Here is a 24,994-nt window from a genome sequence, read left to right on the forward strand (position 1 = left end):
CACCCACAGAGGTGCATTCCTCCGAAACCTGCCTTGAACCGTGAGAACGCTATGGAACCCGGAAACGCCCAGCTGTCGATGACGGTATTGATGACCCCCGACATGGCCAACTTCTCTGGCAATGTCCACGGCGGCACGTTGCTCAAGTACCTCGACGAAGTCGCCTACGCCTGCGCCAGCCGTTATGCCGGCCGCTACGTGGTGACCCTGTCGGTGGATCAGGTGATTTTTCGCGAGCCGATTCATGTCGGCGAACTGGTGACCTTTCTGGCTTCGGTCAATTACACCGGCAACACCTCCATGGAGGTGGGCATCAAGGTGGTGACCGAAAACATCCGCGAACGCTCGGTGCGTCACACCAACAGCTGTTTCTTCACCATGGTGGCGGTGGACGACGATCGCAAACCGGCTGCCGTCCCGCCGTTGCAACCGCAGAACAGCGAGGACAAACGCCGTTTCATGCAGGCCCAGCAGCGTCGTCAGATTCGTCAGGAACTGGAAAAGCGCTATCAGGAGATCAAGGGCGACGCCTGAGCTGGCCAGACAGTTTCAGGGTGTTCTTCAGACAGCTTTCGCGAGCAAGCCCGCTCCACGCACTCATTCTTCATTGAACACAAAGTTTGTGTCCGACAAAGATCCGATGTGGGGGCGGGCTTGCTCGCGAATGGGTTCAACGTCAAACTCAGAGACTGATCGCCGTCGCTTCAAACCGCACCCGCGGATGCGCAATCCGGTCCTGAGCCCGCACCAACTCCAGTTCATAGCTGGCGCACGCCTGGGTTTCCAGCAGCACCTCATGCACCGCCGATGCTGCAAACTCGAACGCCGCCACCAGGCTATCGCCCAGCAGCACACGCGCCAGAAACAGCCCGGAAGTCAGGTCGCCAACGCCTACCGGCTGACGCGGAAACGCCAGCATCGGACGTCGCAGGTGCCAGCTTCCTTCGCTCGTCACCAGCAACATTTCAAACGCATCCTCCGGTTTGCCGGGATAGGCCAGATGCTTGACCAGCACCGCTTTCGGGCCGCGCGCCAGCAACGCGTGCGCCATGGCCAGGCAATCGAACAGCGACTGCGGCTTGCGCCCTGAGAAGCTGTCCAGCTCCAGCTGGTTCGGGCACATGAAGTCCGCCACGGCAGCGGCTTCTTCCAGCAGGAAATCGCTGACTTCTGCCGGCACGCTGCAGCCTTTCTCCGGATGGCCCATTACCGGGTCACACAGATACAGCGCCTTTGGATTCATCGATTTGATCCGCGCCACGCCCGTCAGAATCGCCCGGCCCTGGGCCGCACTGCCGAGGTAACCGGACAATACGGCATCGCAATTGCCCAACTCTCCGATCGCCGCAATGCCTTCGACCAATTCGGGAATCTGGTGTGGCGACAGCACCTCGCCCGCCCACTGCCCGTACTGAGTGTGGTTGGAGAACTGCACGGTGTTGAGCGGCCAGACATTCACCCCGACCCGCTGCATCGGGAAAACCGCGGCGCTGTTGCCAGCGTGGCCGAACACCACGTGGGACTGGATGGCGAGCAGATGGGGCGTACGTTTCATGCGGTGAGTTCCGTAAAACGATTGAAATTCGAGCCGCGCAGTATGCGACTAAACGCAGCCTGTACGACAGACCGGCGACGCAGTTAAGCTGGCACTATCTTGTTGGAGCACCCTGTTGATGCTGACCCTCGGAAATATCTTCGTGCTGATGCTGCTCGCCACCGCTGGCGCGTGGCTATGGCACAACCATGGCTTGCGCGAGCGCGCGCTGGAGCGGGTCAAGCAGCATTGCAGCAATCTCGGGATCGAGTTGCTGGATGGCAACGTGGCGCTGAAAAAAATTGCATTCATCAAGGATGCCAATGGTCGGCGACGTCTGGCCCGTGTGTATAACTTCGAATTCACGGTGACCGGCGAAACCCGCCATAACGGCACCATCACCCAGTTCGGCGCCCACAGCGCGCAGATCGAACTGGCCCCCTACCCGATGCCCTTCGACGACACGCCTCCGGTGGTCGACGTGGTGAAGCCGCGGGCAGAAGTGATTGAGCTTAGTCAGTGGCGGCAAGAACACACCAAATGGCGTCCATAAATCAAAAGATCGCAGCCTGCGATCTTTTGATCGTTAATTCGAACGACAGCCTGCCAAATCTTTTTGCAGCCACTCAACATTCTGCGGCTCGCTGAATATCAGCTCAATCCGTGAATCGCGGCGCCATTCGCTGGGCTGCCACTCCAATGCCGAGTTATCCAGTGCATTCGCCGAAACCCACCCGTCGGCGCTGTGGATAACCAGCTTCGCTCGCCGCCAGCCAAGGCTTTCCAGCCACCGGCCAATTCGCGCTGAATCGAACCTCTGGCTCGGATGCCAGCGCCAGCCGATGCTCCAGCCGCCGTCCTGTTCCTGACTCAGGCAAATCGGTAACGCGGGATCTGTCCAGACGGCCGGCAACTGCGCGACTCCATTGGGTGCGATGAAGTTATCCACACCCGCCACAGCCTGCACCTCAAGGCCGGGTAACGCTTTCAAAGGAAGGATGGCCTGCTGCGTCCAGTACAAGGGACGTGATGGCAAGTGCGCGACAACCTGCTGCCGATCAGCCTCCCCGAGATATTCAGACTTGTTCAACAGCAACAACCCTGCGCTACTCAACGCCTCCTGCTGCGTCACAGGAAGCGGGTGGCCAGCGGCGAGCGCTTGGGCATCCAGCACCATCACGCAGGGCTGAACCGCCAGCACGCCGGCCCAAGGCGCCTCATTCAACTGCCTGAGCAACTGCGCAGGATGGCCGAGCCCTGACGGCTCGATAAACAACCGATCCGGCCGCGCCTTGCGCAGTAAACGCCCGAGGCCGATCTGAAACGGCGCACCATTGACGCAACACAAACAGCCCCCGGCCACCTCACCCAGTGCGATACCATCGGCGTCCCGGGTCAGCAACGCAGCATCGATGCCAATCTGGCCGAACTCGTTGATTAGCACCGCCCAACGCTCGTTCGCCGGCCGCTGGGCCAGCAGGTGCTTGATCAAACTGGTCTTGCCTGCGCCCAATGGCCCGGCAATGACGTGGGTGGGAATGTTCTGCAACATGGTCGGTGTTTTCTGAGGAGGTAAACGATGCGGTTGATCGGCTGGACGTTGCTCTTGGCCCTGGTTTCCGGCGAAGCACTGGCCCAGGCTTGTGTGGTACATAGCACGGCTGAGCGACTGGACGTGAAAGTCTGTCAGCAGAACCGAAACATCCCGGAAAAACTCTTCGCCGATGGCTTCTGTCAGCCGAACCTTCCTGGCCAGAAAGTCGAGGTTCAATACGTCGACCAATGCCCCGGCGGCGCATTCGGCGTGTGCAGCAACGCTCAAGTCGCCAATATGCCTTACCGGCAGGATATTCACTATTACGGCGTGGCCACCGACGCGGCGTACCTGAAGCCGTTTTGCGAAGGCCAGAGCCAGGGCAACTGGCTCAAGCCATGAGCCGCTAACCCAGCCAATCGAGGGTCAGGATCAAACGACGCTCGCCCGGCGCGAGCTGCGGCGAGCGGTGAATCAGGCCAAAGCCTTCGTTGCCGTGCCATTTCTCGCCCTTGAGCAAGGCGACGGCACCGCTGCCGATTTGCTGGATCAGCGAGTTGTCCGTAGGTTCGGCTTCGGGTTGGCTCAACTGGCGACGATCCATCCCCCCTTCTTTCAGCCACTGACTGCCAACACCCGCATACGTGGTAATCAAGCGCACCGGCACATGATCGACGTGAAAGCGCGGGCACATGGCTTTGTCCAGAACCCGCAGACGTACGCCGATACGCTGGGCCCCCAACAGACAGGCGAATGCACTGACCAGCCAGGAAACGTCGGCGATAAAGCCTTCATAGCCCTCGAGATCGCGCAAGCCCGAGGCCAATCCGCGGAGGTTGGGTTCAGTGTCTTCGTTGGCGATTTCCAGCGACAACGACTCGGCCAATGGCTCGTTCAAGGACAGCAGCAGGCTGCCAAAATCGGCGATGTGTACCGGGAGTTGGCGCTGCCATACGGCGAGGTTTACGCCATCATCGAGAATCCCGGCGAGCGCTTGCGGCGTCTCGCCCTGAACCTGAGACATGGCCGGCCGAGGCTTCAAGGTCGGTGCCAACATCACGCCGCTTCCTCTTCATGCCAGGGTCCGAACGGATCAGGCAGCAATCGCCAACCCTCGACGCCGGAGACCATTTCATCATCGGTCAGCAGGCAATCGTCCAGCTCTGCGGTGAGTCGAGTGAAATCGATGTTCTGGCCGATGAACACCAGTTCCTGGCGGCAATCACCGGTGGCGGCGGTCCAGTTTTCCATGATTGCGGCGGTGCTTTCTTCGTCCTGCGGCCATTGGTCTTTCGGCACGAAACGCCACCAGCGTCCGGCAAAACCATGGCGCATCAAACCGCCCGCCTGGGACCAGCTGCCCGCGTCCATCGGCTTGCTCGCCAGCCAGAAAAACCCTTTGGAGCGCAGCAGTTTTCCGTTCACCCATGGCCGGTCGATGAAGCTGAAAAAGCGTTGCGGGTGAAAGGGTCTGCGTGCTCGATAGGCCGTGGAAGCGATGCCGTACTCCTCGGTTTCCGGCACGTGCTCGCCGCGCAGCTCCTGCAACCAGCCCGGTGCCTGCGCCGCTTTTTCGAAGTCGAAACGACCGGTATTGAGGATTTTCTGCAGGGGGATCTCACCCATGACCATCGGGATGATCTCGGCTTGCGCATTCAATCGTTCGAGGATCGCGATCAGCTCCTGACGCTCGCGACTGCTGATCAGGTCGATCTTGCTGATCAGGATCACGTCGGCGAATTCGATCTGCTCGATCAACAGATCAGTGATCGAGCGTTCGTCTTCCTCGCCGAGGGTTTCGCCACGAGAAGCGAGGCTTTCGGCGGCCTGATAGTCGAGCAGGAAGTTCATGCCGTCGACCACGGTGACCATGGTGTCAAGCCGTGCGATGTCGGCCAGGCTTTGCCCTTCTTCGTCACGGAAAGTGAAGGTTTCCGCCACGGGCAGCGGCTCGGAGATGCCGGTGGATTCGATCAGCAAGTAATCGAAGCGGCCATCCCTGGCGAGTTTGCCGACCTCTTCAAGCAGGTCTTCACGCAAGGTGCAGCAGATGCAGCCGTTGCTCATTTCCACGAGTTTTTCTTCGGCGCGGTTCAGGGTGACGTCACGCTGAACTTCGCTGCCATCAATGTTGATCTCGCTCATATCGTTGACGATCACCGCGACTCGCAGGCCTTCGCGGTTACGCAGCACATAGTTGAGCAGCGTGCTTTTTCCGGCGCCGAGAAAGCCCGACAGGACAGTCACGGGGAGACGATTGGGCATCAGGTAGTCCTCACATTAGATGCCCGGTCGCAGCGTCGGGCTTAGCTAAATGTTACAGTATAACAATACAATTAAACCACTCCCCTCTTGCCGACCGTGACAAAGGACAGGATGCTGGAGCCCGTTCGTCCTGTGAGAAATCCCATGCGCATTGCCCTGAAATTAACGCTGATGAGCTTTTCGCTGCTGCTCGCCGTAGACACCTGGGCGCAAGTCCCGAGTCTTGCGACATGCACTCGCAGCGCCAACCTGCTGGCCTGCGTGGATGCCGACGGTAACGCTTACAGCGTCAACACTGTCGGCAGCACGATCTACTTGCGCGGCTTCGAACGGGCCAGCAAGCGCTATTGGGCGCAAACCAACAGTCGCTACGGGCAACTGACATTCTTCACCGGGATCGCTTCCGACGGCGAAGCCTGGGTGGGCTATAACCGTCGGGTCGGCTGGACCACCATCAATCGGTTTTCCAGCTCCGGCGGCAGCAGCGCCAGGTTCACCTGCAGCCGGATTACTGGCTGCTAGGCCTGCGCTTTTTGCTGTGCCTGTTGCCAGGCGACGTAGCTGTTGACCGGCGGATTCTTCTGAAAGTAACGCTGTAATCCTTCGAACAAGCCGTCAGCCACGGCCTGCTGATGCCGCGCCGTGACCAGCCGCTGACTGTCGCGAGCGTTGGAAATGAAGCCTGTTTCCACCAGGATCGACGGCACGTCCGGTGACTTCAGCACAGCAAATCCCGCCTGCTCCACACGCTTTTGATGCAGCGTGGTAATGCCCGCCAGACTGCCGAGCACGGTGTTGCCCAACTGCAAACTCGCGGCGAGGGTGGCGTTCATCGACATGTCGAGAATCACCCCGGCAAGCATCGGGTCCTTGTCCTTGAGATTGAGCAGACGGGTGGCACCCAACAGGTCCGCGCCGTTCTCTCGCTGCGCCATGAAGCGCGCCGTGGCCGACGTCGCTCCACCCTCGGACAAGCAATACACCGAGGCGCCAGAAGCAGTAAGACGCGGTGCTGCATCGGCATGCACCGAGATGAACATGTCGGCGTTGTGCTTGCGGGCAATCTCCACGCGCTTGCGCAGCGGGACGAAGACGTCGTCATTGCGCACCAGCTTTACGTCGAAGCCTTTCTCGCGCTTCAGCCGTTTGGCCAACAGTTGTGCGATGGCCAGCACCACGTCTTTCTCGCGCTCACCCTTGGCACCGACGGCGCCGGGGTCTTTGCCGCCATGGCCGGGGTCGACCACCACGATGATGTCCCGCTTGGGGTGAGCTTTGTCGACGGCTACCTCGGGCGCAGCTGCGATGTGTAGCGGCGCGGCTGACTTCAGATCGAGCACCAGTCGATGGCCTTGTCCATCCTGCGGCGGCAACAGGAAGCTGTTGAGCTGCACCGGAGCATTGAGATCGAGGACGATCCGCGTATCGCCCTGACCAAAATGCCCGGAGCGGATCGAACGAATGACCGTATTGCCGAGGGCCAATTGACTGAAGTCACCACTGAGGTTGGCCCCGCTCAGATCGATGATCAACCGCTCGGGTGCACTCAGGGAAAAGGTCTTGTAGCGAACCGGCCCGCTCAGATCGAACACCAGGCGCAATTTGTCATCCGAACGCCAAAGCCGCGCGTTGCGAATTTGCGTGGCGCCAACACTGAAGGGCAATAAGGCCGCGCTGGCCAGGATCAGGTTGAGCAATTGACGTCTGTGCATGGTGAAAGCCGCTCGTGAAAAAAGGCATAGTCGATTTTAATGTAATAACATAACATGTCGATCCGACTTCCACGATGGACCTGCTCATGAATGCGTTGACTCTGCCGGATATCGCCGCGCAGGCCTCACGCCAAGCCCTGCCACTTGAATGGGTGGGCATGTGCGGCATTGCTCTTCCCGTTTTGTTCGATGGCCAACGATTGAGTGCAAAGGCCGACGCGGGCGTCAGCCTCGACGATGGAGAAGCCCGGGGCATTCATATGTCGCGACTGTACCTGGCGCTGGAAATGCTCGAGCAGGAAAGCCTGACGCCAGCCCTGTTGCGGTGTGTCTTGCAGCGATTTTTAGACTCGCACGAAGGTCTATCCAATAGCGCTTACCTGAACATTCACGCTGATTTACTGCTCAAACGGCCGGCGCTTATCAGTCCGTTGTCCGGGTGGAAGAACTATCCGGTTAGCATCGAAGCGCGTTTGAAAAACGCGATGTTCCACGTGGAACTAAAAATCGACATCCCTTATTCCTCAACCTGTCCCTGTTCAGCCGCGCTGTCACGGCAGTTGATTCAACAGCAATTCATCGATGACTTCGCCAACAAGTCACTGCAACACGCCGATGTTTTAGCCTGGATTGGCTCCACAAAAGGCATCGTTGCGACGCCTCATAGCCAACGCAGCAACGCGCAGCTAAAGCTTCGTCTTGACGACTATCTGGATGACCTGCCACTGATCGCATTGATCAACGATGCCGAAGCCGCCCTCGGCACCGCCGTGCAAACCGCCGTGAAGCGCGCCGACGAACAAGCCTTCGCCCTGGCCAATGGGCAGAACCTGATGTTCTGCGAAGATGCTGTTCGACGCTTGAATCTGGCGTTGAAACGCTCTCCCGGCATCAACGCCTTCCACCTGAAAGTCGTCCACGCAGAAAGCCTTCACGCCCACGACGCCGTCGCCGAAAGTCGATGGAACTGGGAGGCCGCATGATTCGCTGCGAGGCTTTGAGCTGGGGAGCACCCGGACAACCGCTCACACCTACGCTGGATTTCGAATTGGCCAAGGGCAGCCTGACAGCGGTCATCGGTGCCAACGGTTCGGGAAAAAGCAGTTTGCTGAAAGTCATCGCCGGCCTGCAAAAACCACTGACAGGCAAAGTGACCCTTGATGTTCCACGCAAAGGCTCACTCTCATTCCTCCCTCAGCAACAACACCTCGACCGGCAATTTCCGATCAGCTTGCAAGAGTTGGTGGCCGCCGGTTTCTGGGGCAGCAGACAAACACCCGAAGTCCGGAGCCAACGTCTCAAGGCCGCGCTGGAAAAATGGTGCCTGACCGGTCTGGAACAGCGCCCGTTGATGGCCCTCTCCGGCGGCGAATTGCAGCGTGCCCTGCTCGCTCGTTTAAGCCTCGCAGAAGCCCCCTTGCTGTTACTCGACGAACCCCACGCCGCCCTCGATGAACTCGGTCAGTCACTGCTGTGGAAACACCTCCACGCCTGGCACGCTGAAGGCCGAACCCTGGTGGTCGTGTGTCACGACCTGGCCGCTGTTCGCCAACACATTCCTCAAACGCTGCTGATCAAAAGTAGCGGTTGCGTCCTCGGCCCAAGCGTCGACCTGATCCGCCAACAACCCCAAACGCAGGTGGCCTGATGCTCGCTGCCACTCAACTTTGGCAACCCTTCCACGAGTTCGTGTTCATGCGCCGGGCGCTGCTCGGTGGATTGGTGCTGGCATGCAGCACGGCACCGCTCGGGGTATTTCTGATCCTGCGGCGCATGAGCCTGATCGGCGATGCCGTCGCCCACGGCATCCTGCCCGGCGCTGCGCTTGGCTTCTGGTTTGCCGGCCTGAGTCTGCCAGCGCTGACACTCGGCGGTCTCGGCGCCGGCCTGAGCATGGCCGGTCTCGCCGCGTGGATCACTCGCCGCACCGGGCTGCGAGAAGACGCGAGCCTCGCGGCGATCTACCCGATTTCCCTCGCCAGCGGTGTGCTGATCCTCGGCATCGCGGGCAAACGTCTGGACCTGCTGCACCTGTTGTTTGGCTCGGCGCTGGCGGTCGACGGGCCCACGTTGACCGGCATGTTATGGGTCTCAGGATTCAGCCTGATCGCCATGGTGCTTATCTACAAACCGTTGTTGCTGGACACCCTCGACCCACTCTTCCTGCAAACCGTCAGCCGGCTCGGTCCGTTGGCCCATGGCGTGTTTCTGACGCTGGTGGTGCTGAACCTGGTGATTGGTTTTCAGGCCATCGGCGCGCTGATGGTCGTCGGCCTGATGATGCTGCCCGCCGCCGCTTCACGCTTCTGGAGCCGTCGCTTGCCCATGTTGATGGGCATCTCCGCCCTGCTCGGCTGCCTCTCGGTCTGGCTCGGATTGTTGCTGTCGTTCTACTACTCACTGCCCAGCGGCCCGGCCATCGTCCTGGTGGCTGGCGGTCTGTATCTGCTGTCCGTGGTGTTCGGACCGGTGCACGGTTTGCTGCGCCGCCCGCCTTTGCTCACATCCCAATGAGGTGTTGCCCGATGCGCGCTTTACTCATGCTGTTCAGCTTGATGCTGTCGATGTCACTGTCCGCTGCGGAAAAACTGCAGGTGGTCACCAGCTTCAGCATCCTCGCCGACATGACTCATCAAGTCGGCGGCGAGCATATCCAGATCACCAACATGGTTGGCCCCGATACCGATGCCCACACGTACGAGCCGACACCGGACGACGCCAAGGCGCTACTGAAAGCCAGCCTGATCATCAAAAACGGCCTGGGTTTCGAGCCATGGCTGGACCGCCTGGTCAGCAGCACCGAGACCAAAGCTTCCGTCATCAGCGCGAGCCACGGTGTCATTCCACGCTCGCTGGATGAAGACGGCGAAACCGTTCCCGACCCTCACGCCTGGCACAATCTGGCGAACACCGAGCTGTATATCAGCAACATTACCAAGGCGTTGATCGCCGCCGACCCAGCGAACAAAGCCGACTATAAACGCAACAGCCAGGCCTACCTGAAACAGATCTACGCGCTACTCGCCGAAGCCAAAGCCAAGCTCGGTTCGCTGCCACCGGGCAACCGCAAGATCGTGACATCCCATGATGCTTTCGGTTATCTCGGTCAGGCCTATGGCATCGACTTCATGGCGCCACAAGGTCTGTCCACCGAGCGCGAGCCGTCGGCCGCCGAAGTCGCTGCGTTGATCACCCAGATTCGTCAGGCCAACGTCAAAGCGGTGTTCATGGAAAACATCAAGGACGCACGGCTGCTCAAGCAGATCGCCGATGAAAGCGGTGCGCACATTGGCGGCACCTTGTACTCCGATGCGCTCTCGGCAAGCGGTCCCGCCAGCACTTTCGCCGGGCTGTTCGAGTACAACCTCAACACCCTGTACGAGGCGTTGAGCAAACCATGATCCGCAAGAACCCTTCAGGCGATTTACCGCTGATTGCCGAATCTGCGTATGTGGATAAAACCGCGATCATCTGCGGCAAAGTGGTGATCGGCGAGAACGTTTTCGTCGGCCCCTACGCCGTGATCCGCGCCGATGAAGTAGACGATTCCGGCACGATGGAGCCGATCACCATTGGCGCCAATTCGAACATCCAGGATGGCGTGGTGATTCACTCCAAGTCTGGAGCAGCGGTCACCATCGGCGAGTTCAGTTCGATTGCTCACCGTTCGATCGTTCATGGTCCGTGCACGGTGGGCGACCGGGTGTTTATCGGCTTCAACAGCGTGCTGTTCAATTGCTCGGTGGGTGATGGCTGCGTGGTGCGGCACAACTCGGTGGTCGACGGCCGCGACTTGCCCACGGATTTCTATGTGCCCTCCACTACTCGCATCGGCCCCAACACCGACCTGTCGCAGTTCCCGCCTGTCAGCGTCAGCGCCTCGGAGTTTTCCGAGGATGTGGCGCGCACCAATGTCGATCTGGTGCGTGGCTACAAAGCCCTGCAAAACGAGTTCTGACCTATGAGCAGCGTGCTGATTCGCAATGCCCGACTGGTGAATGAAGGTCGTGAATCTGACGGTGATCTGCTGGTCAGCCATGGCCGCATCGTCAAGATCGCCGCTAGCATCGACGGTGAAAATGCGACTGTGGAAATCGACGCTGACGGCCAGTGGCTGTTGCCCGGAATGATCGATGACCAGGTGCACTTCCGCGATCCAGGATCGCCTGACAAAGGCAGTTTCTACACCGAATCCCGAGCTGCGGTGGCCGGGGGTATCACCAGTTTCATGGACATGCCCAACACCAATCCACCGACATTGAGTCTGGGAGCACTTGCCGACAAGAAGCGTCGAGCAGCTATCAATTCGGTGGCCAACTACGGCTTTCACTTCGGCGTGAGCAACGACAACCTCGACACCGTCGCCGCACTCAATCCTTGCGAAGTGGCCGGGGTAAAAGTGTTCATGGGTGCGTCCACCGGCAACATGCTGGTGGACGATCCGAGGGTTCTCGAGCGGCTGTTCGCCGAGGTGCCGACGATTCTGTTGGCCCATTGCGAACACACGCCCAGCATCGACGCCAACGCTGCAAATCTGCGAACGCTGTTTGGCGAACACATTCCCGCCGCCGCGCACCCGGTAATCCGCAACGCCGAGGCCTGCTTTCGCTCGTCCTCAATGGCGGTGGATCTGGCCAGGCGCCACGGCACGCGACTTCACGTTCTGCACCTGACCACTGCACGCGAACTGGCGTTGTTCGAAGACAAACCGCTGTCGCAGAAACACATCAGCGCCGAAGTCTGCCTGCACCACTTGCTCTTCGATGATCGCGATTACGCAGACCTTGGCAACCAGATCAAATGCAACCCGGCGATCAAGACTCAGGCTGACCGCGATGCCTTGCGCAACGCCTTGCTGAGCCATCGACTGGACGTCATCGGCAGCGATCATGCGCCGCACACCTGGGCCGAAAAGCAACGCGCCTACGGTCAGTCGCCCTCCGGTCTACCGCTGGTGCAGCACGCCCTCCCCGCGTTGCTGGAGTTGGTGGCGGACAAGGTGTTGCCGATCACTGTGCTCGTGGCCAAGACCAGTCACCGTGTTGCTGATCTGTTTGCTATTCCCGACCGAGGCTATTTGCGCGAAGGTTATTGGGCAGACCTGGTGCTGATCAAACCCGAGCCTGACGGCATTGCCGTCTCCCAGCAGCCAATTCTGTCTCAATGCGGCTGGACGCCCTTTGCCCGACGACGCTTTCGCCACAGCGTCAGCACCACGCTGGTGTCCGGACAAATCGCATGGCGAGACAAATGTCTTAATGACAACTGTCAGGGTTTACCACTACGGTTTATGCGCTAGCACTCGAGAGCACCGACATGATTCAAATCACCCTGAGCGATGGTTCATTGCGTGAATACGACCAACCGTTGTCGGTGTACGAATTCGCCGCGAGCATCGGTCCCGGGCTGGCCAAGGCAGCTGTCGCCGGGCGGGTTGACGGTGTTCTGGTCGATTGTGAATTCATGATCGGAGCGGATGCCCGGGTCAACATCGTCACGCCGCAAGAGCCAGACGGGCTGGAGATCCTTCGCCGGTCCTGCGCCTTGGTGTTGGGGATGGCCGTGAAACAGCTTTATCCAAAAGCGCATTTGCAGACGGGAGCGGCGTTGGGTGACGGCTTCTTTCATGAGTTCGAGTTAGAGCAGCATTTGAACCTGGTCGACCTTGCCAGCATCGAAGCGCGCATGAAGACACTGGCGGCTACCAATCATTCGATCCGTCGCCGCGCGACGCGTACCAAACAGTTATCGTCCTACCTTCTGGGAGACTTCGAGTGTGTGTCGACGGGTCCGCATGTTCCCGCAACCCGAGTGTTGCAGGCCTTCGCCCTTGATCACATCAGCGGTACATCACCACAGCGGGTCTATGGCACCTGTTGGTCCTGCCAGGAGGAACTGGACAACTGGCGGGCACCGCCGCACGTGATGATCATCAGCATGGATGATCGTCAGGCGGAATACGCACAATCGGTGACTGAAGCGTTGCGTCGGAGTGGCGTGCGGGCTCGTGCCGATTTGCGCAACGAGAAAGTCCGCCACAAGATTCGCGAGCATAGTCAGCAAGTGCCGTATCTGGTCGTGATCGGGGAGAAAGAAAAAGAAGGCGGGTTTGTCAGTGTGCGCAGTCACACCGGGGAGGATTTTGGCAGGATGGCGGTTGATGCGGTGTGCAGTTGGCTGCGATCAACAGGGATTGCGGGTGTGTGAATAGACGCCTCGCGAGCAGGCTCGCTCCCACAGTGTGTGCATCATTCTTGTGGGAGCGACGTGTTTAAGCTCTCGGCTTAACAGTCCCGCAATCCTGCCCCAACCAGACCGCGCGAGTATCAAGGCTACCCTTTTGCTGAATGCCGGTAGCGTTGAAAGTGCCATTCACCTTGGTGGTGAACTCACGATCGCTCAAGAAAGTCGCCACACCCGCCCCTTGCGCTTTCGGGCAGCTGAAGCGGAATTTCCACTGGTTGCCGGTGCGCTCGGTGATTTCCTGTTTGCAGCCCGATTGCGGGTCCGTCAGCGGGATGTTGTCGCTCTTCACTTGCTCCGGCGTCAGGCAAGCGCGAATCCCCTTGCCGCCCATCGTGATGCCCTGTTTCTCCAGCTGCGCCCGCTGTTCAGGGGTGATCTGGCTCTGTATCTGGCCAAGGATCAATTGCAGGTCCGGCAGGTTCTGGTCATCGACCTTCATGTTACTCGAGGTCAATTCCCACAAGCCCGGCTGAAGCATCTGCGCCTGAGCAGCCACAGGAAGAGCCAAACCAAAAGCGACGGCCAAACCCAGCAGACGAACGTTCATCGTGTAACTCCTGATCAGTAGTGGCCGTTAGACGTCAGCCACAGGCTTCGGTTCATGGGCCAATTAAATAGCGACATTCTGCACGGAACATGGTCTGTTAAGCATTGAATCTTCAGGAGCAAGGCTGCCCCATGGATTATTTTGGACCGCATGTTTTCGGTTATCTGATCGCCCTGTTGCACTCGTTAGGGCTGATTGCCGCCATCCATGCCGTATTGACCGTTCGAACCGCCCAGGGCTCGATCGCCTGGGCCCTGTCGTTGCTGTTCATTCCCTACCTCACGCTTATCCCGTACCTGGTCTTCGGCCGCAGCACCTTCGATGGTTACATCAAGGCGCGGCGACAGGCCAACGAGGAAATGCGCAAGGCCATCTCTGAGTTGAACTGGCGACCGTGGGTAGAAGAAGCCCTGACGGCACGCGCCTCCAACGCTTACGCTTCATTAAGGGCAATGCCGAAGCTGGGGCGCATGCCGTGTCTGGCGAATAATGAGGTCCGCCTGCTGATCAATGGTCCGGCCACTTTCGAGGCGATCTTCGAAGCCATCAGCCATGCCAGGGAAGCCGTGCTGATCCAGTTTTTCATCCTCCACGACGACCGCCTCGGCCAGCGCCTGCAAACCCTGCTGTTGAAAAAAGCGGCGGAAGGCGTTGCCGTTTATCTGCTGTACGACCGCATCGGCAGCCACTCCCTGCCCCACAGTTACGTGCAGCCGTTGCGCGATGCGGGTGTCGAGGTCAAAGCGTTCGCGACGCGTAGCGGCTGGCTCAATCGCTTCCAGGTCAACTTTCGTAACCACCGCAAGATCGTCGTGGTCGACGGTGTGCTCGGCTTCGTCGGCGGACACAACGTCGGCGACGAGTACATGGGCGAAAAACCACCTCTGGCACCCTGGCGCGACACCCACGTCCGCGTGCGCGGGCCGGTGGTGGCCTGCATGCAGGAGTCTTTCGCCGAAGACTGGTTCTGGGCGGCGCGGTCGTTACCGCCGCTGATACTGCCGGACGTTTATCCGGACGACGGCGTGCTCTGCCAATTGCTCGCCAGCGGCCCGGCAGATTCCTACGAAACCTGTTCGCTATTCTTCGTCGAAGCCATCCATGCGGCGACAGAACGAGTGTGGATCACCAGCCCTTATTTCATCCCCGACGAAGCGGTGTTCGCGGCGTTGCGACTGGCGGTGCTGCGGGGTGTCGATGTGCGCATTCTGCTGCCGTCGCGGCCCGACCACCGGATCGTCTACGCCGCCTCCAGCCTGTACGCCTTCGAAGCGGTACGCGCCGGCGTGCGGGTGTTCCGCTACGAACCCGGTTTCCTGCATCAGAAAGTGGTATTGATCGACAGCGAAATCAGCGCCATCGGCAGCGCCAATCTGGACAACCGTTCGTTCCGCCTGAATTTCGAAGTGATGTTGCTGACGGTCGACAGCGTGTTTGCCGGCGAAGTGGAACAGATGCTCAACGACGATTTCGCGCAGGCCCATGAAGTCGCCAAAGAAGAAAGCCGGGAGACCCACCGCCTGCAACAGGTCGGCATGCGGATCGCCCGGCTCATTTCCCCGATACTTTAAGGGGTGTAGATGTCGTCGCGGGTCCATGGCAGTTCATGGCTGCCATCGGGGTGTGCTTTCACCGCGAGGATCTGGTGCAGGTTGATCCAGCCCTTGGCGAATGCATAAGCGCATCCCGCCAGGTACAGCCGCCAGATGCGCAACGCCTGCTCAGGGACGAGCTTGCCAGCGGCTTCCAGATTGTCTTCCAGACGCTCACTCCAGTGGTCCAGGGTGCGTGCGTAGTGCAGGCGCAGACTCTCGACATCAACGATCTCCAGCCCCGCTTCGCTGATCTCGGCAGAAATCATCGACAGGTGCGGCAGCTCGCCGTTGGGGAACACGTACTTCTCGATGAAATCCCCGGCACCGCGCCCCACCGGACGGCCATCGGTGTGCTTGGCGGTGATGCCGTGGTTCATCACCAGACCGCCCTCTTTCACCGCGCCGAACAACGTCTTGCAGTACTCGGCCAGATTCGCATGGCCGACGTGTTCGAACATGCCGACACTGACCACCTTGTCGAAGCGCCCGTCCTGAGGCAAATCGCGGTAGTCGAGCAGTTGCAGTTCGATCTGATCGTCCAGGCCTTCAGCGGTCACTCGCTCACGGGCCAGCGCCAGTTGCTCTTTGCTGAGCGTGATCCCGAACACTTTCGCGCCAAACTCCCGCGCCGCATAACGCGCCAGCCCGCCCCAACCGCAACCGACATCCAGCAGATATTCGCCGGGTTGCAGGCGCAACTTGCGACACAGATGACGGAATTTGGCTTGCTGGGCCTGTTCCAGGGTTTCACTGCCGGTCTCGAAATAGGCGCAGGAATACGCCATGTCACTGTCGAGCCACAGCTGATAAAACGCGTTGGAAAGGTCGTAGTGATAGGAAATCGCCTTGGCGTCGGTTTCCTTGTCGTGGACGGTGCGCACAGGCTGGCTGTCGTCGTCCTCGCTCATCAATGCCTGGCTCCATTCATCGCAGACGCGGATCACGTCGCTGATGGAACCTTCAAGCTCGAGTTTACCCTCGACAAACGCCGCTCCGAGCGCGTCCAGGCTTGGATGAGTGAACTGGGTAACCATTTGTGGGTCCTTGACCACAATCGTGACGCTGGGCGTCGGCCCCAGATTGAATTCATGGCCGTCCCAGAGTCGCAGGCGTAACGGTAGCTGCAGATTCTGTAAGGCCGGTGGAAGTTGCGCGAGCATGGAATATCCCCCCTTGTTTCAGACGTCTGCTGTGAGGTTAGACCATCCTTGAAAAATAGCAGGCTATCGATTTCATAGCCCTTTTCTATGACCCGCACCGTTCAAACCAACACGTCGCAAAACTCACAGAAGTGATTGCCCTTACCTTAGATGACTACAAATCAGGCGACCAGTTCTGAAAAGTTGAAACCCCTCAAATTTCGTCCTTCAGCTTGAGCAATGGCTCCTGAAAGCGCAGCAACCGTCCGGCGTTACCCAGCACCAGCAAGGTACTCAGGTTATGCAGCAACGCCGCGATCATCGCCCCTGCCGCGCCAAGCCAGCCGAATGCGGCGAAGGCCACTATTGCCAGCGTCCAGCCCAGACCGATGATCACGTTGACCTGCAACGTGTTCCGGCACTGGCGACTCAAACGCACGCAGGTGCCAAGCCGTCGCAGGTCACTGCCGATCAGCACGATGTCAGCGGACGCCAAGGCAATGTCGGCCCCGCCAGCCCCCATGGCAACGCCGACCACGCCCGCCTTGAGTGCCAGCGAATCATTGATGCCGTCACCGACGACCATCGGCCGGAAGCCGCTGTCGATCTCCTTGAGCACGCGATTGAGTTTGTCCTCGGGCAACGCCTGGGCCTCGACATCGACGATCCCGACGTCCCCAGCCAAGCTATCTGCGACACTTTGGCGATCACCCGTGAGCAATAGCTGCCGGCCCAGTCCGAGCTCACGCAACTCGTTCAAGGCAAACCGCGCTTCAGGTTTGACGCTGTCCGCCAGCAAGAGCCAGGCGAGAAATTCACCATCGAGGGCCAGCCCGGCAATCGGGCCATCGTGTTCGGGGACTGCTGAAACGGGAATGTCTAATTGAGCAAACAACTCTGGACGGCCAAGCGCCGCTTCGCCCCGCTCCGTCATCGCCACCACGCCCAACCCTTGCCGTTCGTGAATGTTCGAGAGCAGCAGAAAATGTTCCTGAGTGACCAACCCGGCGAGTGCGCGACTGACCGGGTGACTGCTGGCAGAGCCGAGGCTGGCGGCAAGTTTCAATACGTGGCTGCGATCTTCCAGCGGACTGTCGATGGATTGCAGGCGCAAGGTGCCGAAGGTCAGCGTCCCGGTCTTGTCCACCACCAGCGATGTCAGGTCTGCCAGCTCTTCGAGAAACGCCGAACTGCGAATCAGAATCCCATGGCGAGCGGCAACCGCCACCCCTGCAATCGCCGTGGCCGGTGCCGACAACACCAACGCACATGGACAGGCCGCCACCAACACCGCAAGCATTGCCTGCGCATCGTTGGTGATGAACCAGGTGACGGCGGCCAGCAGCAACACCAACACCATGTAGCTGCCAGCGTAGCGTTCGAGCAATCGGGTGATCGGCGGTTTGGATCGTTCGGCACTTTGCATCAGCGCAATGACTTTGCCGAGTGTCGATTCGCTGCCCGTGCGCGTCACTTCGATACGCAGCAGGCCGTCGAGGTTGATCGCCCCACCGAACACGGACATGCCGACACCCGCCTCAACCGGCACCGACTCACCGGTGATCGACGCCGTGTCGAGACTTGCCTGACCGCCGAGCACGCGGCCATCGGCCGGGACTCGGTCGCCGGCGCGAACTTCCACCCGGTCACCGGCCTTGAGTGTGCCGTTGTCGACTTCGACGATGGAGCCGTCTGCCTGAACCTTGCGCGCATGGCTGCGCGTCAATTTGCCCAGCGCGTGAATCGCTTCCTGAGAACCGATTACGCTGCGCTCTTCCAGCACGTGGCCGAAGATCATGATGATCGGCAGCAACGCAGCGGTCAGCAGATCGCCGGTCGCCCAGGCACCGAGCATGGCCAACGCGATCAGTTGATCGGTGATCCCGTGCAAGCTCGGATAACGCAAGCTGTACCAGGCCGAGCGCATCACCGGCACCGCCACCAGCAATGAGGCAAACCCCAACAGCAATTGACTGACACCGGTTTGCTCCGGCGACCACCAGCGCCAGATCAAACCCAGCGCCAACAAACCCAATGCGAGCATGGCCAGGGTCAACTGGCGAGCGGCGCTGCGTTGTTCGGCCGAGGACAACAGGCTCGGTGCGGCGGCGGTTTGTGCGCTCATTGTGTAGCTCCCTGAATGATCAGGCGGGAATCGTCTTTCGGATTGACCGTGGTCACCGAGCCGGCCTGACCGAGAATTTTCGGCATGCGCTCGCGGTAGAGGCGCAGCAGCATTTGCGGGTCGGTGCCCTGTTGTTGCGCCTTGGCCAGACTCAACACGGTAGCCGTGTCGGCGGACGCTTTGGCCAGCCGTTCACTCGCTTGAGCGTGGGCAACCTGCAACGTACGGTCGGCTTGTTCGTTGGCGGTTTGGGTGAGTTTCTCGGCCTCGGTGCGTGCGTTTGCCACGGCTTTATCGGCTTGCTGACTCGCGGTCAGCACTGCGTTGAAGGCGTTGACCGCCGGCCCCGGCAGACTCGATTGCACATCGACGCGCGCCACTTCGATACCCAGTCCCTGGCCGGTGGCCGTGAGATCCGCCAGTCGCTGATTGATGCCTTGCACCAGATCGCCGCGCAGGCGTTCCCGTCTTTCGGCCGCCTGGCTACCCGCGCCGATCAGCTCCGGTCGCGCCACCAGAATGGTGTCCAGGTCACGGGCAGCCGTCAGCGCCACGGCGCTGCGAGTCACAAGGCGATCCAGTGCCGGCAGCACATGTTCACCTTGAAGCACGTACGCATAGGGTTCGGTGACTTTGTAAAAAACCCGCACATCCAGTTGCACCACGCCGGCGTCACCGGTCAGCAAATAACCGGACCCGGCGAGGGCATCACTGAGCGGCGTGGCGAATGTGGCGACTCGGTCGGCCTGCAACGCGGCATCGCTGCGCAACAGATTGTCGACCCGACGCTCGATCACCCGATCGGCCGCCGGTAACAGGATGACCTGCTCGAACGGTCGCGGCCACGCCAACAGCAGGCCGGCATTCTGAATGCGATCCAGCGCGCCAAAGTGCAACACCACCGCACGATTCTGCGGATCGATTTGCCGAACATTGGAAAATGCCCACGCCAACGCGGCCAGCACCGTCACCGCATACAGCGCGAGAAACGCCAATCGCCCGGCCTGAATCCAGGGGCTGCTCAACTCATTTGTTCCACGTGGAACCAAACTCATGGCTGCGACCCGGACTTGATATCGAGCGTCGGCGGACCGTCAACCAGCACTCGAAACGGCGCAGCATCGGTGCGCAGAATCAGTTTGGTTCCCGGCGTAACGATGGTGCCCAAGGTGTCGAGAGAGCGCAGCAAGTTATACAGCTGCGGCGATCCGGCGTAGGCACGTCCGTAAATCTGCGCAGCTTCGACGCGGGACTGGGCTTCAATGTCGGCAGATTTAACGGTGGCATCGGCCTGAACGATTCGCGCATCCCGCTCGGCGGCGGAGCGGATTTGCGCCGCTTCGCGTTTTCCGATCGCCGTGCGTTCGGTGGCAATTGTTTCACGCTCGGCGCGCATGCGATCGACAGTGGCAGTCAGGGTTACCGACGGCAAGGTCAAACGCTCGATGCCAACTTGCAGCACGCGAACGCCATACGTGGTCAGCAATTGCTGATCGATTTGCTGGCGCAGCTGCGCTTCAAAGTCAGCAATGTGCACCTGGTTGGCATCGGTGTTCACCAGATTGGCCAGATCGAAACTGCTGGCCGTGGTTTCCAGCGCCGAGCCGACAAAGGTGCGAATCTGCCGCGCCGCTTCGTCCGGCTGATTCTGCACCGCGCGCATGAAGCGCTGCACATTGTCCGGATCACCTTGCACCTGCCACGCCACGTAAGCCTGAACGATGATGCGCAAACCGTCGCGCGTGCCCACATCCTGCAAACCACTCGACGTGGTACGCAGACGCAAATCAACAGGAATCGCCGCTTCAAAAGGTGCGGGCCAACGCCAGCCCAGCCCCGGCTCCAGCAACACCCGCGACGGATTGCCAAAGCGCGTGATGACCGTGGCTTCTCCGGAACGCACTTGCACCAGGCTCGCCGCCGCGATGGCAAACGCTACCAGCAACGCAGCCCAACCCATGCGCCGCCACGGGAAGGGACCGGCTTCTTGTGGGTCTCCGTGGTGATGATGGTGATGCCCGTGGTGATGCCCGCCGTGGCCGTGATCGTGCCCGGCGTGGTCAGCATGATCGTGAGTGTGCGACTGGCTCATTTGGCAGCTCCTGGCTGAGCAGTTGGACGCGACGGCGCGGGATCAGCCGGCAGCGTGAACGTTCGGAGGTCGATGGTCGGCGCGTTGTTGCTGCCGCCCAAGCGATGGTCGAGAACCAGCAACCGGGTATTGGCCAGTCCTTGGGAAAGCTGGCTGAAATACTGCTCCAGCACGAAAGCCTGGCCGGCGCTGGCATAGGCTTTTCGCTCGGCGCTGAATTTCAGATCGGCTGCTTGCGCAGCTGCATTGATTTCACGAGCGTTGGCCGTCGCCTGATCACGAGCGATGCTGGCCTGTAATTGCGCCTGATTGGTCGCCTCTGCCGCTGCACCGCGTTCGCGTGAGATCAGCGTCTGTGCGCCAATCTGTGCCGCTTGCACGCCGTGATAAGCGTTGGCGGCGCCGGCCGGTGGATGAATCGCTTCGACCACGGTCGCGAGAATCTCCACGCCACTGCCAAGTGTTTGCAAGTCCGCCTGCACGGCGCGGCCTATCTCTTCGGCAAGCCCTACCCGGTCCTCACCGAGCAAACCGTCGAGGGTTCGCGAGGCGAAATCATGAACCAGAATCCGGCTGGCAGTGCTGCGGATCAGCGCCGGGACATCGGCATTGTTGTAGGTTGCGGCCAACGCGGCTTGATCCGACAGGCCGATGCGGTAAACGAACCGCACGTCCATGTTGACGATCTGGAAGCTCTGCTTGTCGGCACGGCTGCTGGCGATGACCTGGGATTTGTCATTCACATGGCTGGCGTCCCACAAGCGATTGGCAACTGCGGGCGCCGGACCTTCAGCGGGTGCCGGCGCAATGGGGGCCGCCGCTTCGCCGACACTCGTGGCCAACTCATGGACCACGCCATTCTCGACACTCAGCACTCGGCCCAGCGGCCACGGCAGGCCCGCGTGCAAGCCGGGACCGAACACCTCCACCGGTTTGCCGAAGCGCTCATAGATGCCCCGCCCTTGCAGGGGTATTTCGTGAATGCCGGTCAGCGACCAACCAACAAGGGTGACCACCGCCAGCACCGGCACAAACGCGCGACGCATGTAGGTGAACGCCCAGATTTGCCGCAGATCGATGCCGAAGCGGTTATGCAATTCATGCTGCAACGCCAACAGCGGTTGTGGTGGCCAGCGCAGCATGTCGGCGACGAAGCTTCGGGCGAGCAAGGCAGGTTCCAGTTGTTCGCGCCGGGGACTGAACAATGACAACGCGGCTCGCAGCAACAGTTCCACCGCGACAAGCCCCGGCAGTAGCCCGACCAGCACCGCCAGCCGCACCGGCCAGACGGAAACCTCGCTGCTGAACAACAGGCACAACGCGCTCAACACCAGACTGATGATTGCCACGCGAGTCAGCTGGGCCAACTGCCCTGCTTCAGGCCACTGGGCCACGTTTTCCTGGGCAAACTGCCGCTCCAGTACCAGCAAACCGAAGGCCAGCAGCAATGACAGCGCAGCACCGACGTTGGCCGAAAAGCCTGGCGCGGCAGAGGGTAGCGCAAGATTCCAGACCTGGTTGATGCTGAACAGCGCCAACAACGCCCAGCCGCCGAGCCACAGCGTCGGGGCGCCGATCTGCGCCAGCATCCGTGTCCATCGTTGGCTGATACGCTCCAGCAGCTGTTCATACCAGCCCACCGGAGCGTCAACGACTTCGATCTCCACCGGCAGCGCTGGGGGATTCATCGCCCGTGCGCGCCATTGCGTCACCCACCACGCCGATTGCAGCCCGGCAATCAGCACCAGCAGACCGGCGCTCTGATTGACCAGCAACGCTGGCCAAAGCGACTGTGGCGCAAACAGCCCTGCAAAAACCGCGAGCACCAGCCCTGTCGCCACGAGTGCGCCGAGACCGATTGCCAACTGCCGCAATCGTCGCCCTTGAAAGACTGCCTGCTGAAAGCGCGGCAGCCCGGCTACCGCTGTTCCCTCAATATCGAGATCGACTTGCATACCACCCCAGTGTTTTCTTTGCCCAAGTCGCAATTCGTTACGATATAACGAAAGTCGTGAAATTTTTGTACTAATCGCTCTATCTGAAGATGCTCAACCTGTCGCTTGGCTGAAGCCTTGACCGAAACACCGAGGAGCGCACATATTACGCTCGTAATTTTATCTGCGGACTACGTTTATCCAGCCCGATTCCCATTTAATCCAGGAGCAAATCCATGAGCAGCTATGACATCGTGATTCTGGGCGGAGGCCCCGGCGGTTACAACGCAGCAATCCGCGCCGGCCAGCTGGGCCTGAAAGCCGCTTGCGTCGAAGGCCGCGCGACCCTCGGCGGCACCTGCCTGAACGTCGGATGCATGCCGTCCAAGGCGCTGTTGCATGCTTCCGAACTGTACGACGCAGCCATGGGTGCGGAATTCGCCAACCTGGGGATCGAGGTCAAACCCACGCTCAACCTTGCGCAAATGATGAAGCAGAAGGATGAAAGCGTGACCGGGCTGACCAAGGGCATCGAGTTCCTGTTTCGTAAAAACAAGGTCGACTGGATCAAGGGATGGGGGCATATCGACGGCCCGGGGAAAGTCACGGTAACGGATAGCCAGGGTGGCAAGACCGAATTGAGCGCCAAGGACATCATCATTGCCACCGGGTCCGAGCCCACTCCCCTGCCCGGCGTAGAGATCGACAACCAACGCATCCTTGATTCCACAGGTGCGCTGTCTTTATCCGAAGTGCCAAAACATCTGGTGGTGATTGGCGCTGGGGTCATCGGCCTGGAGTTGGGTTCGGTGTGGCGGCGCTTGGGCGCACAAGTGACGGTGGTCGAATTTCTCGACCGGATCTGCCCCGGCGTGGACGGTGAAGCGGGTAAAACGCTGCAGCGTTCGTTGAGCAAGCAAGGCATCAACTTCAAGTTGAGTTCGAAAGTCACCAGCGCCACTACCTCGGCAAATGGCGTGCAACTCAGCGTTGAACCGGCGGCCGGTGGCACTGCCGAAGGGCTTGAAGCCGATTACGTGCTGGTGGCCATCGGGCGTCGGCCTTACACCCAGGGCTTGGGGCTGGAGAACGTCGGACTCACTACGGATAAGCGCGGCATGCTTGCCAACAAGGGCCACCGGACTGAAGCGGCCGGCGTGTGGGTAATTGGCGATGTCACCTCCGGGCCGATGCTTGCGCACAAGGCTGAAGATGAAGCCATGGCCTGCGTCGAGCAGATCGTCGGCAAAGCCGGCGAGGTCAATTACAACCTGATTCCCAACGTCATTTACACCCGACCGGAGCTGGCCAGCGTCGGCAAGACCGAAGAGCAACTCAAGGCTGAAGGCCGGGCCTACAAGGTCGGTAAATTCCCGTTCACCGCCAACAGCCGGGCGAAGATCAACCACGAGACCGAAGGCTTCGCCAAAGTGCTGGCCGACGAGCGCACCGACGAAATTCTCGGTGTGCACCTGGTCGGCCCGAGTGTCAGTGAAATGATTGGCGAATACTGCGTGGCCATGGAGTTCAGCGCCTCGGCGGAAGACATCGCACTGACGTGTCATCCACACCCGACGCGTTCCGAGGCGTTGCGTCAGGCGGCGATGAATGTGGAGGGGATGGCGACTCAGATGTAGCAAATATCAAAAAAGATCGCAGCCTTCGGCAGCTCCTACAGGATATGAGTACGACAGTAGGAGCTGCCGAAGGCTGCGATCTTTGCTTTCAAGTTGGCAAATGCTCCAGCGGCAACGCCCCCGGTGTTTTCACCGTGTGAATCGCAAAGTTGCTGCGGATATCGCTCACGCCCGGCAATTTCAGCAATCGTCCGGTGAGAAAGCGGTCGTACGCACGCAGATCCGGCACCACCACCTGCAGCAAAAAATCCGATTCCCCTGATACCAGAAACGCAGAAATCACCTCGGGCAACGCTGTCACGGCCAGACGGAAAGACTCGGCCTGTTCGTCGTTGTGACGCTCAACCTTGACCCCGACAAACACCGTCAGCCCAAGCCCGACTTCATCGCGATCCAGATTGGCCTGATAGCCGCGAATCACCCCGGCCTCTTCAAGCATTCGTACCCGACGCAAGCAAGGCGACGCGGACAGACCGATCTCGTCAGCCAGTTGCACGTTGCTCAGCCGACCATCCCGTTGCAGGGCTGCGAGAATCTTGCGGTCGTAGGCGTCCAGTTTCATTTTTGGCAGATCCTGATGGCTGAGTGATCATTCAATGGCAGGTTATGCCAACCCAAGACGATTGAGAAGCAA

At 60.1% G+C, this 24,994-nt stretch carries 25 protein-coding genes; 13 read left to right on the forward strand and 12 right to left on the reverse strand.

The window, feature by feature from the left end:
* The first annotated feature begins 51 nt into the window (after window positions 1-51).
* Window positions 52-534 carry an acyl-CoA thioesterase gene (locus ACM6I5_RS23445; protein ID WP_010465381.1) on the forward strand — a complete coding sequence of 161 codons (483 nt, stop codon included), beginning with the start codon at window positions 52-54 and terminating at the stop codon, window positions 532-534.
* Window positions 535-682: 148 nt separating this feature from the next.
* On the opposite strand, the gene pdxY is transcribed toward ACM6I5_RS23445, so the two are convergent.
* Window positions 683-1,555: a pyridoxal kinase PdxY gene (gene pdxY / locus ACM6I5_RS23450; RefSeq protein WP_414880349.1), complete on the reverse strand. Its 873-nt coding sequence runs from the start codon at window positions 1,553-1,555 to the stop codon at window positions 683-685.
* A gap of 118 nt (window positions 1,556-1,673) precedes the next feature.
* Here pdxY and ACM6I5_RS23455 point away from each other — a divergent pair, with 118 nt between their 5' ends.
* Window positions 1,674-2,087, forward strand: a complete 414-nt coding sequence (locus tag ACM6I5_RS23455; RefSeq protein WP_017341595.1) for a DUF3301 domain-containing protein — start codon at window positions 1,674-1,676, stop codon at window positions 2,085-2,087.
* Window positions 2,088-2,120: 33 nt separating this feature from the next.
* On the opposite strand, the gene ACM6I5_RS23460 is transcribed toward ACM6I5_RS23455, so the two are convergent.
* Window positions 2,121-3,086 carry a CobW family GTP-binding protein gene (locus ACM6I5_RS23460; RefSeq protein ID WP_414884806.1) on the reverse strand — a complete coding sequence of 322 codons (966 nt, stop codon included), beginning with the start codon at window positions 3,084-3,086 and terminating at the stop codon, window positions 2,121-2,123.
* Window positions 3,087-3,113: 27 nt separating this feature from the next.
* On the opposite strand from ACM6I5_RS23460, the gene ACM6I5_RS23465 reads away from it, so the two are divergent.
* Window positions 3,114-3,470 carry an NADH:ubiquinone oxidoreductase gene (locus ACM6I5_RS23465; RefSeq protein WP_414880347.1) on the forward strand — a complete coding sequence of 119 codons (357 nt, stop codon included), beginning with the start codon at window positions 3,114-3,116 and terminating at the stop codon, window positions 3,468-3,470.
* A 4-nt stretch (window positions 3,471-3,474) separates the two neighbouring features.
* On the opposite strand, the gene ACM6I5_RS23470 is transcribed toward ACM6I5_RS23465, so the two are convergent.
* Both ACM6I5_RS23470 and zigA read right to left on the reverse strand, forming a co-directional pair.
* Entirely contained in the window at window positions 3,475-4,125 is a 651-nt protein-coding gene (locus ACM6I5_RS23470) for a DUF1826 domain-containing protein (RefSeq protein WP_017341598.1), read from the reverse strand.
* The gene (zigA, locus tag ACM6I5_RS23475) at window positions 4,125-5,333 is read right to left on the reverse strand and encodes a zinc metallochaperone GTPase ZigA (protein ID WP_414884807.1); all 1,209 of its coding nucleotides are present in this window, start codon (window positions 5,331-5,333) and stop codon (window positions 4,125-4,127) included. The genes ACM6I5_RS23470 and zigA overlap by 1 nt, the downstream gene beginning before the upstream one ends.
* Window positions 5,334-5,477: 144 nt before the next feature.
* On the opposite strand from zigA, the gene ACM6I5_RS23480 reads away from it, so the two are divergent.
* Window positions 5,478-5,855, forward strand: coding sequence for a glutamine synthetase (locus ACM6I5_RS23480; protein WP_414880346.1), 378 nt, complete (start codon window positions 5,478-5,480; stop codon window positions 5,853-5,855).
* On the opposite strand, the gene ACM6I5_RS23485 is transcribed toward ACM6I5_RS23480, so the two are convergent.
* Window positions 5,852-7,045 (reverse strand): N-acetylmuramoyl-L-alanine amidase, encoded by a 1,194-nt coding sequence (locus tag ACM6I5_RS23485; protein WP_414880345.1) that lies wholly within the window; start codon window positions 7,043-7,045, stop codon window positions 5,852-5,854. The two genes, ACM6I5_RS23480 and ACM6I5_RS23485, sit on opposite strands and share 4 nt — an antisense overlap.
* An 86-nt stretch (window positions 7,046-7,131) precedes the next feature.
* On the opposite strand from ACM6I5_RS23485, the gene folE2 reads away from it, so the two are divergent.
* Genes folE2 through ACM6I5_RS23520 form a run of 7 tightly spaced genes read left to right on the forward strand, consistent with a single transcriptional unit; the run spans window position 7,132 to window position 13,252 of the window.
* Complete coding sequence (folE2, locus tag ACM6I5_RS23490) at window positions 7,132-8,028, forward strand: GTP cyclohydrolase FolE2 (RefSeq protein ID WP_414884808.1); 897 nt, start codon at window positions 7,132-7,134, stop codon at window positions 8,026-8,028.
* Window positions 8,025-8,693 (forward strand): metal ABC transporter ATP-binding protein, encoded by a 669-nt coding sequence (locus tag ACM6I5_RS23495; RefSeq protein ID WP_414880344.1) that lies wholly within the window; start codon window positions 8,025-8,027, stop codon window positions 8,691-8,693. The genes folE2 and ACM6I5_RS23495 overlap by 4 nt, the downstream gene beginning before the upstream one ends.
* Window positions 8,693-9,559, forward strand: coding sequence for a metal ABC transporter permease (locus ACM6I5_RS23500; protein ID WP_017341604.1), 867 nt, complete (start codon window positions 8,693-8,695; stop codon window positions 9,557-9,559). Before ACM6I5_RS23495 ends, ACM6I5_RS23500 begins: the two co-directional genes overlap by 1 nt.
* A gap of 11 nt (window positions 9,560-9,570) precedes the next feature.
* Window positions 9,571-10,446: a metal ABC transporter substrate-binding protein gene (locus tag ACM6I5_RS23505; RefSeq protein WP_414880343.1), complete on the forward strand. Its 876-nt coding sequence runs from the start codon at window positions 9,571-9,573 to the stop codon at window positions 10,444-10,446.
* Window positions 10,443-11,003 carry a DapH/DapD/GlmU-related protein gene (locus ACM6I5_RS23510; RefSeq protein ID WP_414884809.1) on the forward strand — a complete coding sequence of 187 codons (561 nt, stop codon included), beginning with the start codon at window positions 10,443-10,445 and terminating at the stop codon, window positions 11,001-11,003. The genes ACM6I5_RS23505 and ACM6I5_RS23510 overlap by 4 nt, the downstream gene beginning before the upstream one ends.
* A 3-nt stretch (window positions 11,004-11,006) precedes the next feature.
* Window positions 11,007-12,344, forward strand: a complete 1,338-nt coding sequence (locus tag ACM6I5_RS23515) for a dihydroorotase (protein WP_017341607.1) — start codon at window positions 11,007-11,009, stop codon at window positions 12,342-12,344.
* Between the two features lie 17 nt (window positions 12,345-12,361).
* On the forward strand, window positions 12,362-13,252 hold the full coding sequence (locus ACM6I5_RS23520) for a His/Gly/Thr/Pro-type tRNA ligase C-terminal domain-containing protein (protein WP_414884810.1): 891 nt from the start codon (window positions 12,362-12,364) through the stop codon (window positions 13,250-13,252).
* Between the two features lie 64 nt (window positions 13,253-13,316).
* On the opposite strand, the gene ACM6I5_RS23525 is transcribed toward ACM6I5_RS23520, so the two are convergent.
* Window positions 13,317-13,838: a DUF3617 domain-containing protein gene (locus tag ACM6I5_RS23525; protein WP_017341609.1), complete on the reverse strand. Its 522-nt coding sequence runs from the start codon at window positions 13,836-13,838 to the stop codon at window positions 13,317-13,319.
* A gap of 131 nt (window positions 13,839-13,969) precedes the next feature.
* Between ACM6I5_RS23525 and cls the strand changes: the two genes are divergently transcribed.
* Entirely contained in the window at window positions 13,970-15,409 is a 1,440-nt protein-coding gene (gene cls / locus ACM6I5_RS23530) for a cardiolipin synthase (RefSeq protein ID WP_017341610.1), read from the forward strand.
* Here cls and cfaB read toward each other — a convergent pair.
* From cfaB to hflK (ACM6I5_RS23555), 5 genes are all read right to left on the reverse strand, one after another.
* Window positions 15,406-16,593, reverse strand: a complete 1,188-nt coding sequence (cfaB, locus tag ACM6I5_RS23535; RefSeq protein ID WP_414880341.1) for a C17 cyclopropane fatty acid synthase CfaB — start codon at window positions 16,591-16,593, stop codon at window positions 15,406-15,408. The two genes, cls and cfaB, sit on opposite strands and share 4 nt — an antisense overlap.
* Window positions 16,594-16,786: 193 nt before the next feature.
* A complete protein-coding gene (locus ACM6I5_RS23540; RefSeq protein WP_414884811.1) occupies window positions 16,787-18,697 on the reverse strand; it encodes a cation-translocating P-type ATPase in 1,911 nt (636 codons plus the stop codon).
* Window positions 18,694-19,752: a protease modulator HflK gene (gene hflK, locus ACM6I5_RS23545; RefSeq protein ID WP_414880339.1), complete on the reverse strand. Its 1,059-nt coding sequence runs from the start codon at window positions 19,750-19,752 to the stop codon at window positions 18,694-18,696. Before hflK (ACM6I5_RS23545) ends, ACM6I5_RS23540 begins: the two co-directional genes overlap by 4 nt.
* Entirely contained in the window at window positions 19,749-20,789 is a 1,041-nt protein-coding gene (hflC, locus tag ACM6I5_RS23550; RefSeq protein WP_017341614.1) for a protease modulator HflC, read from the reverse strand. Before hflC ends, hflK (ACM6I5_RS23545) begins: the two co-directional genes overlap by 4 nt.
* A complete protein-coding gene (hflK, locus tag ACM6I5_RS23555) occupies window positions 20,786-22,744 on the reverse strand; it encodes a protease modulator HflK (RefSeq protein ID WP_414884812.1) in 1,959 nt (652 codons plus the stop codon). Before hflK (ACM6I5_RS23555) ends, hflC begins: the two co-directional genes overlap by 4 nt.
* Window positions 22,745-22,959: 215 nt before the next feature.
* Between hflK (ACM6I5_RS23555) and lpdA the strand changes: the two genes are divergently transcribed.
* Window positions 22,960-24,360: a dihydrolipoyl dehydrogenase gene (gene lpdA / locus ACM6I5_RS23560; RefSeq protein WP_017341616.1), complete on the forward strand. Its 1,401-nt coding sequence runs from the start codon at window positions 22,960-22,962 to the stop codon at window positions 24,358-24,360.
* Window positions 24,361-24,448: 88 nt separating this feature from the next.
* On the opposite strand, the gene ACM6I5_RS23565 is transcribed toward lpdA, so the two are convergent.
* Window positions 24,449-24,922, reverse strand: a complete 474-nt coding sequence (locus ACM6I5_RS23565) for an Lrp/AsnC family transcriptional regulator (RefSeq protein WP_017341617.1) — start codon at window positions 24,920-24,922, stop codon at window positions 24,449-24,451.
* Window positions 24,923-24,994: the final 72 nt, after the last annotated feature.

Source organism: Pseudomonas sp. IT-P171, from assembly GCF_949767765.1.
Classification (GTDB): domain Bacteria; phylum Pseudomonadota; class Gammaproteobacteria; order Pseudomonadales; family Pseudomonadaceae; genus Aquipseudomonas; species Aquipseudomonas fluorescens_B.

What these genes read in the sequence shown, in the direction of transcription:
- cls (WP_017341610.1), top strand. Translation starts at nt 13,970, where the DNA reads ATGGATTATTTTGGACCGCATGTTTTCGGTTATCTGATCGCCCTGTTG.
- ACM6I5_RS23465 (WP_414880347.1), top strand. Translation starts at nt 3,114, where the DNA reads ATGCGGTTGATCGGCTGGACGTTGCTCTTGGCCCTGGTTTCCGGCGAA.
- cfaB (WP_414880341.1), bottom strand. Translation starts at nt 16,593, where the DNA reads ATGCTCGCGCAACTTCCACCGGCCTTACAGAATCTGCAGCTACCGTTA.
- ACM6I5_RS23505 (WP_414880343.1), top strand. Translation starts at nt 9,571, where the DNA reads ATGCGCGCTTTACTCATGCTGTTCAGCTTGATGCTGTCGATGTCACTG.
- ACM6I5_RS23500 (WP_017341604.1), top strand. Translation starts at nt 8,693, where the DNA reads ATGCTCGCTGCCACTCAACTTTGGCAACCCTTCCACGAGTTCGTGTTC.
- ACM6I5_RS23470 (WP_017341598.1), bottom strand. Translation starts at nt 4,125, where the DNA reads ATGTTGGCACCGACCTTGAAGCCTCGGCCGGCCATGTCTCAGGTTCAG.
- ACM6I5_RS23525 (WP_017341609.1), bottom strand. Translation starts at nt 13,838, where the DNA reads ATGAACGTTCGTCTGCTGGGTTTGGCCGTCGCTTTTGGTTTGGCTCTT.
- hflC (WP_017341614.1), bottom strand. Translation starts at nt 20,789, where the DNA reads ATGAGCCAGTCGCACACTCACGATCATGCTGACCACGCCGGGCACGAT.
- zigA (WP_414884807.1), bottom strand. Translation starts at nt 5,333, where the DNA reads ATGCCCAATCGTCTCCCCGTGACTGTCCTGTCGGGCTTTCTCGGCGCC.
- ACM6I5_RS23515 (WP_017341607.1), top strand. Translation starts at nt 11,007, where the DNA reads ATGAGCAGCGTGCTGATTCGCAATGCCCGACTGGTGAATGAAGGTCGT.
- ACM6I5_RS23480 (WP_414880346.1), top strand. Translation starts at nt 5,478, where the DNA reads ATGCGCATTGCCCTGAAATTAACGCTGATGAGCTTTTCGCTGCTGCTC.
- ACM6I5_RS23485 (WP_414880345.1), bottom strand. Translation starts at nt 7,045, where the DNA reads ATGCACAGACGTCAATTGCTCAACCTGATCCTGGCCAGCGCGGCCTTA.
- folE2 (WP_414884808.1), top strand. Translation starts at nt 7,132, where the DNA reads ATGAATGCGTTGACTCTGCCGGATATCGCCGCGCAGGCCTCACGCCAA.
- ACM6I5_RS23460 (WP_414884806.1), bottom strand. Translation starts at nt 3,086, where the DNA reads ATGTTGCAGAACATTCCCACCCACGTCATTGCCGGGCCATTGGGCGCA.
- ACM6I5_RS23445 (WP_010465381.1), top strand. Translation starts at nt 52, where the DNA reads ATGGAACCCGGAAACGCCCAGCTGTCGATGACGGTATTGATGACCCCC.
- ACM6I5_RS23540 (WP_414884811.1), bottom strand. Translation starts at nt 18,697, where the DNA reads ATGAGCGCACAAACCGCCGCCGCACCGAGCCTGTTGTCCTCGGCCGAA.
- hflK (WP_414880339.1), bottom strand. Translation starts at nt 19,752, where the DNA reads ATGAGTTTGGTTCCACGTGGAACAAATGAGTTGAGCAGCCCCTGGATT.
- ACM6I5_RS23565 (WP_017341617.1), bottom strand. Translation starts at nt 24,922, where the DNA reads ATGAAACTGGACGCCTACGACCGCAAGATTCTCGCAGCCCTGCAACGG.
- ACM6I5_RS23495 (WP_414880344.1), top strand. Translation starts at nt 8,025, where the DNA reads ATGATTCGCTGCGAGGCTTTGAGCTGGGGAGCACCCGGACAACCGCTC.
- lpdA (WP_017341616.1), top strand. Translation starts at nt 22,960, where the DNA reads ATGAGCAGCTATGACATCGTGATTCTGGGCGGAGGCCCCGGCGGTTAC.
- ACM6I5_RS23510 (WP_414884809.1), top strand. Translation starts at nt 10,443, where the DNA reads ATGATCCGCAAGAACCCTTCAGGCGATTTACCGCTGATTGCCGAATCT.
- pdxY (WP_414880349.1), bottom strand. Translation starts at nt 1,555, where the DNA reads ATGAAACGTACGCCCCATCTGCTCGCCATCCAGTCCCACGTGGTGTTC.
- ACM6I5_RS23520 (WP_414884810.1), top strand. Translation starts at nt 12,362, where the DNA reads ATGATTCAAATCACCCTGAGCGATGGTTCATTGCGTGAATACGACCAA.
- hflK (WP_414884812.1), bottom strand. Translation starts at nt 22,744, where the DNA reads ATGCAAGTCGATCTCGATATTGAGGGAACAGCGGTAGCCGGGCTGCCG.
- ACM6I5_RS23455 (WP_017341595.1), top strand. Translation starts at nt 1,674, where the DNA reads ATGCTGACCCTCGGAAATATCTTCGTGCTGATGCTGCTCGCCACCGCT.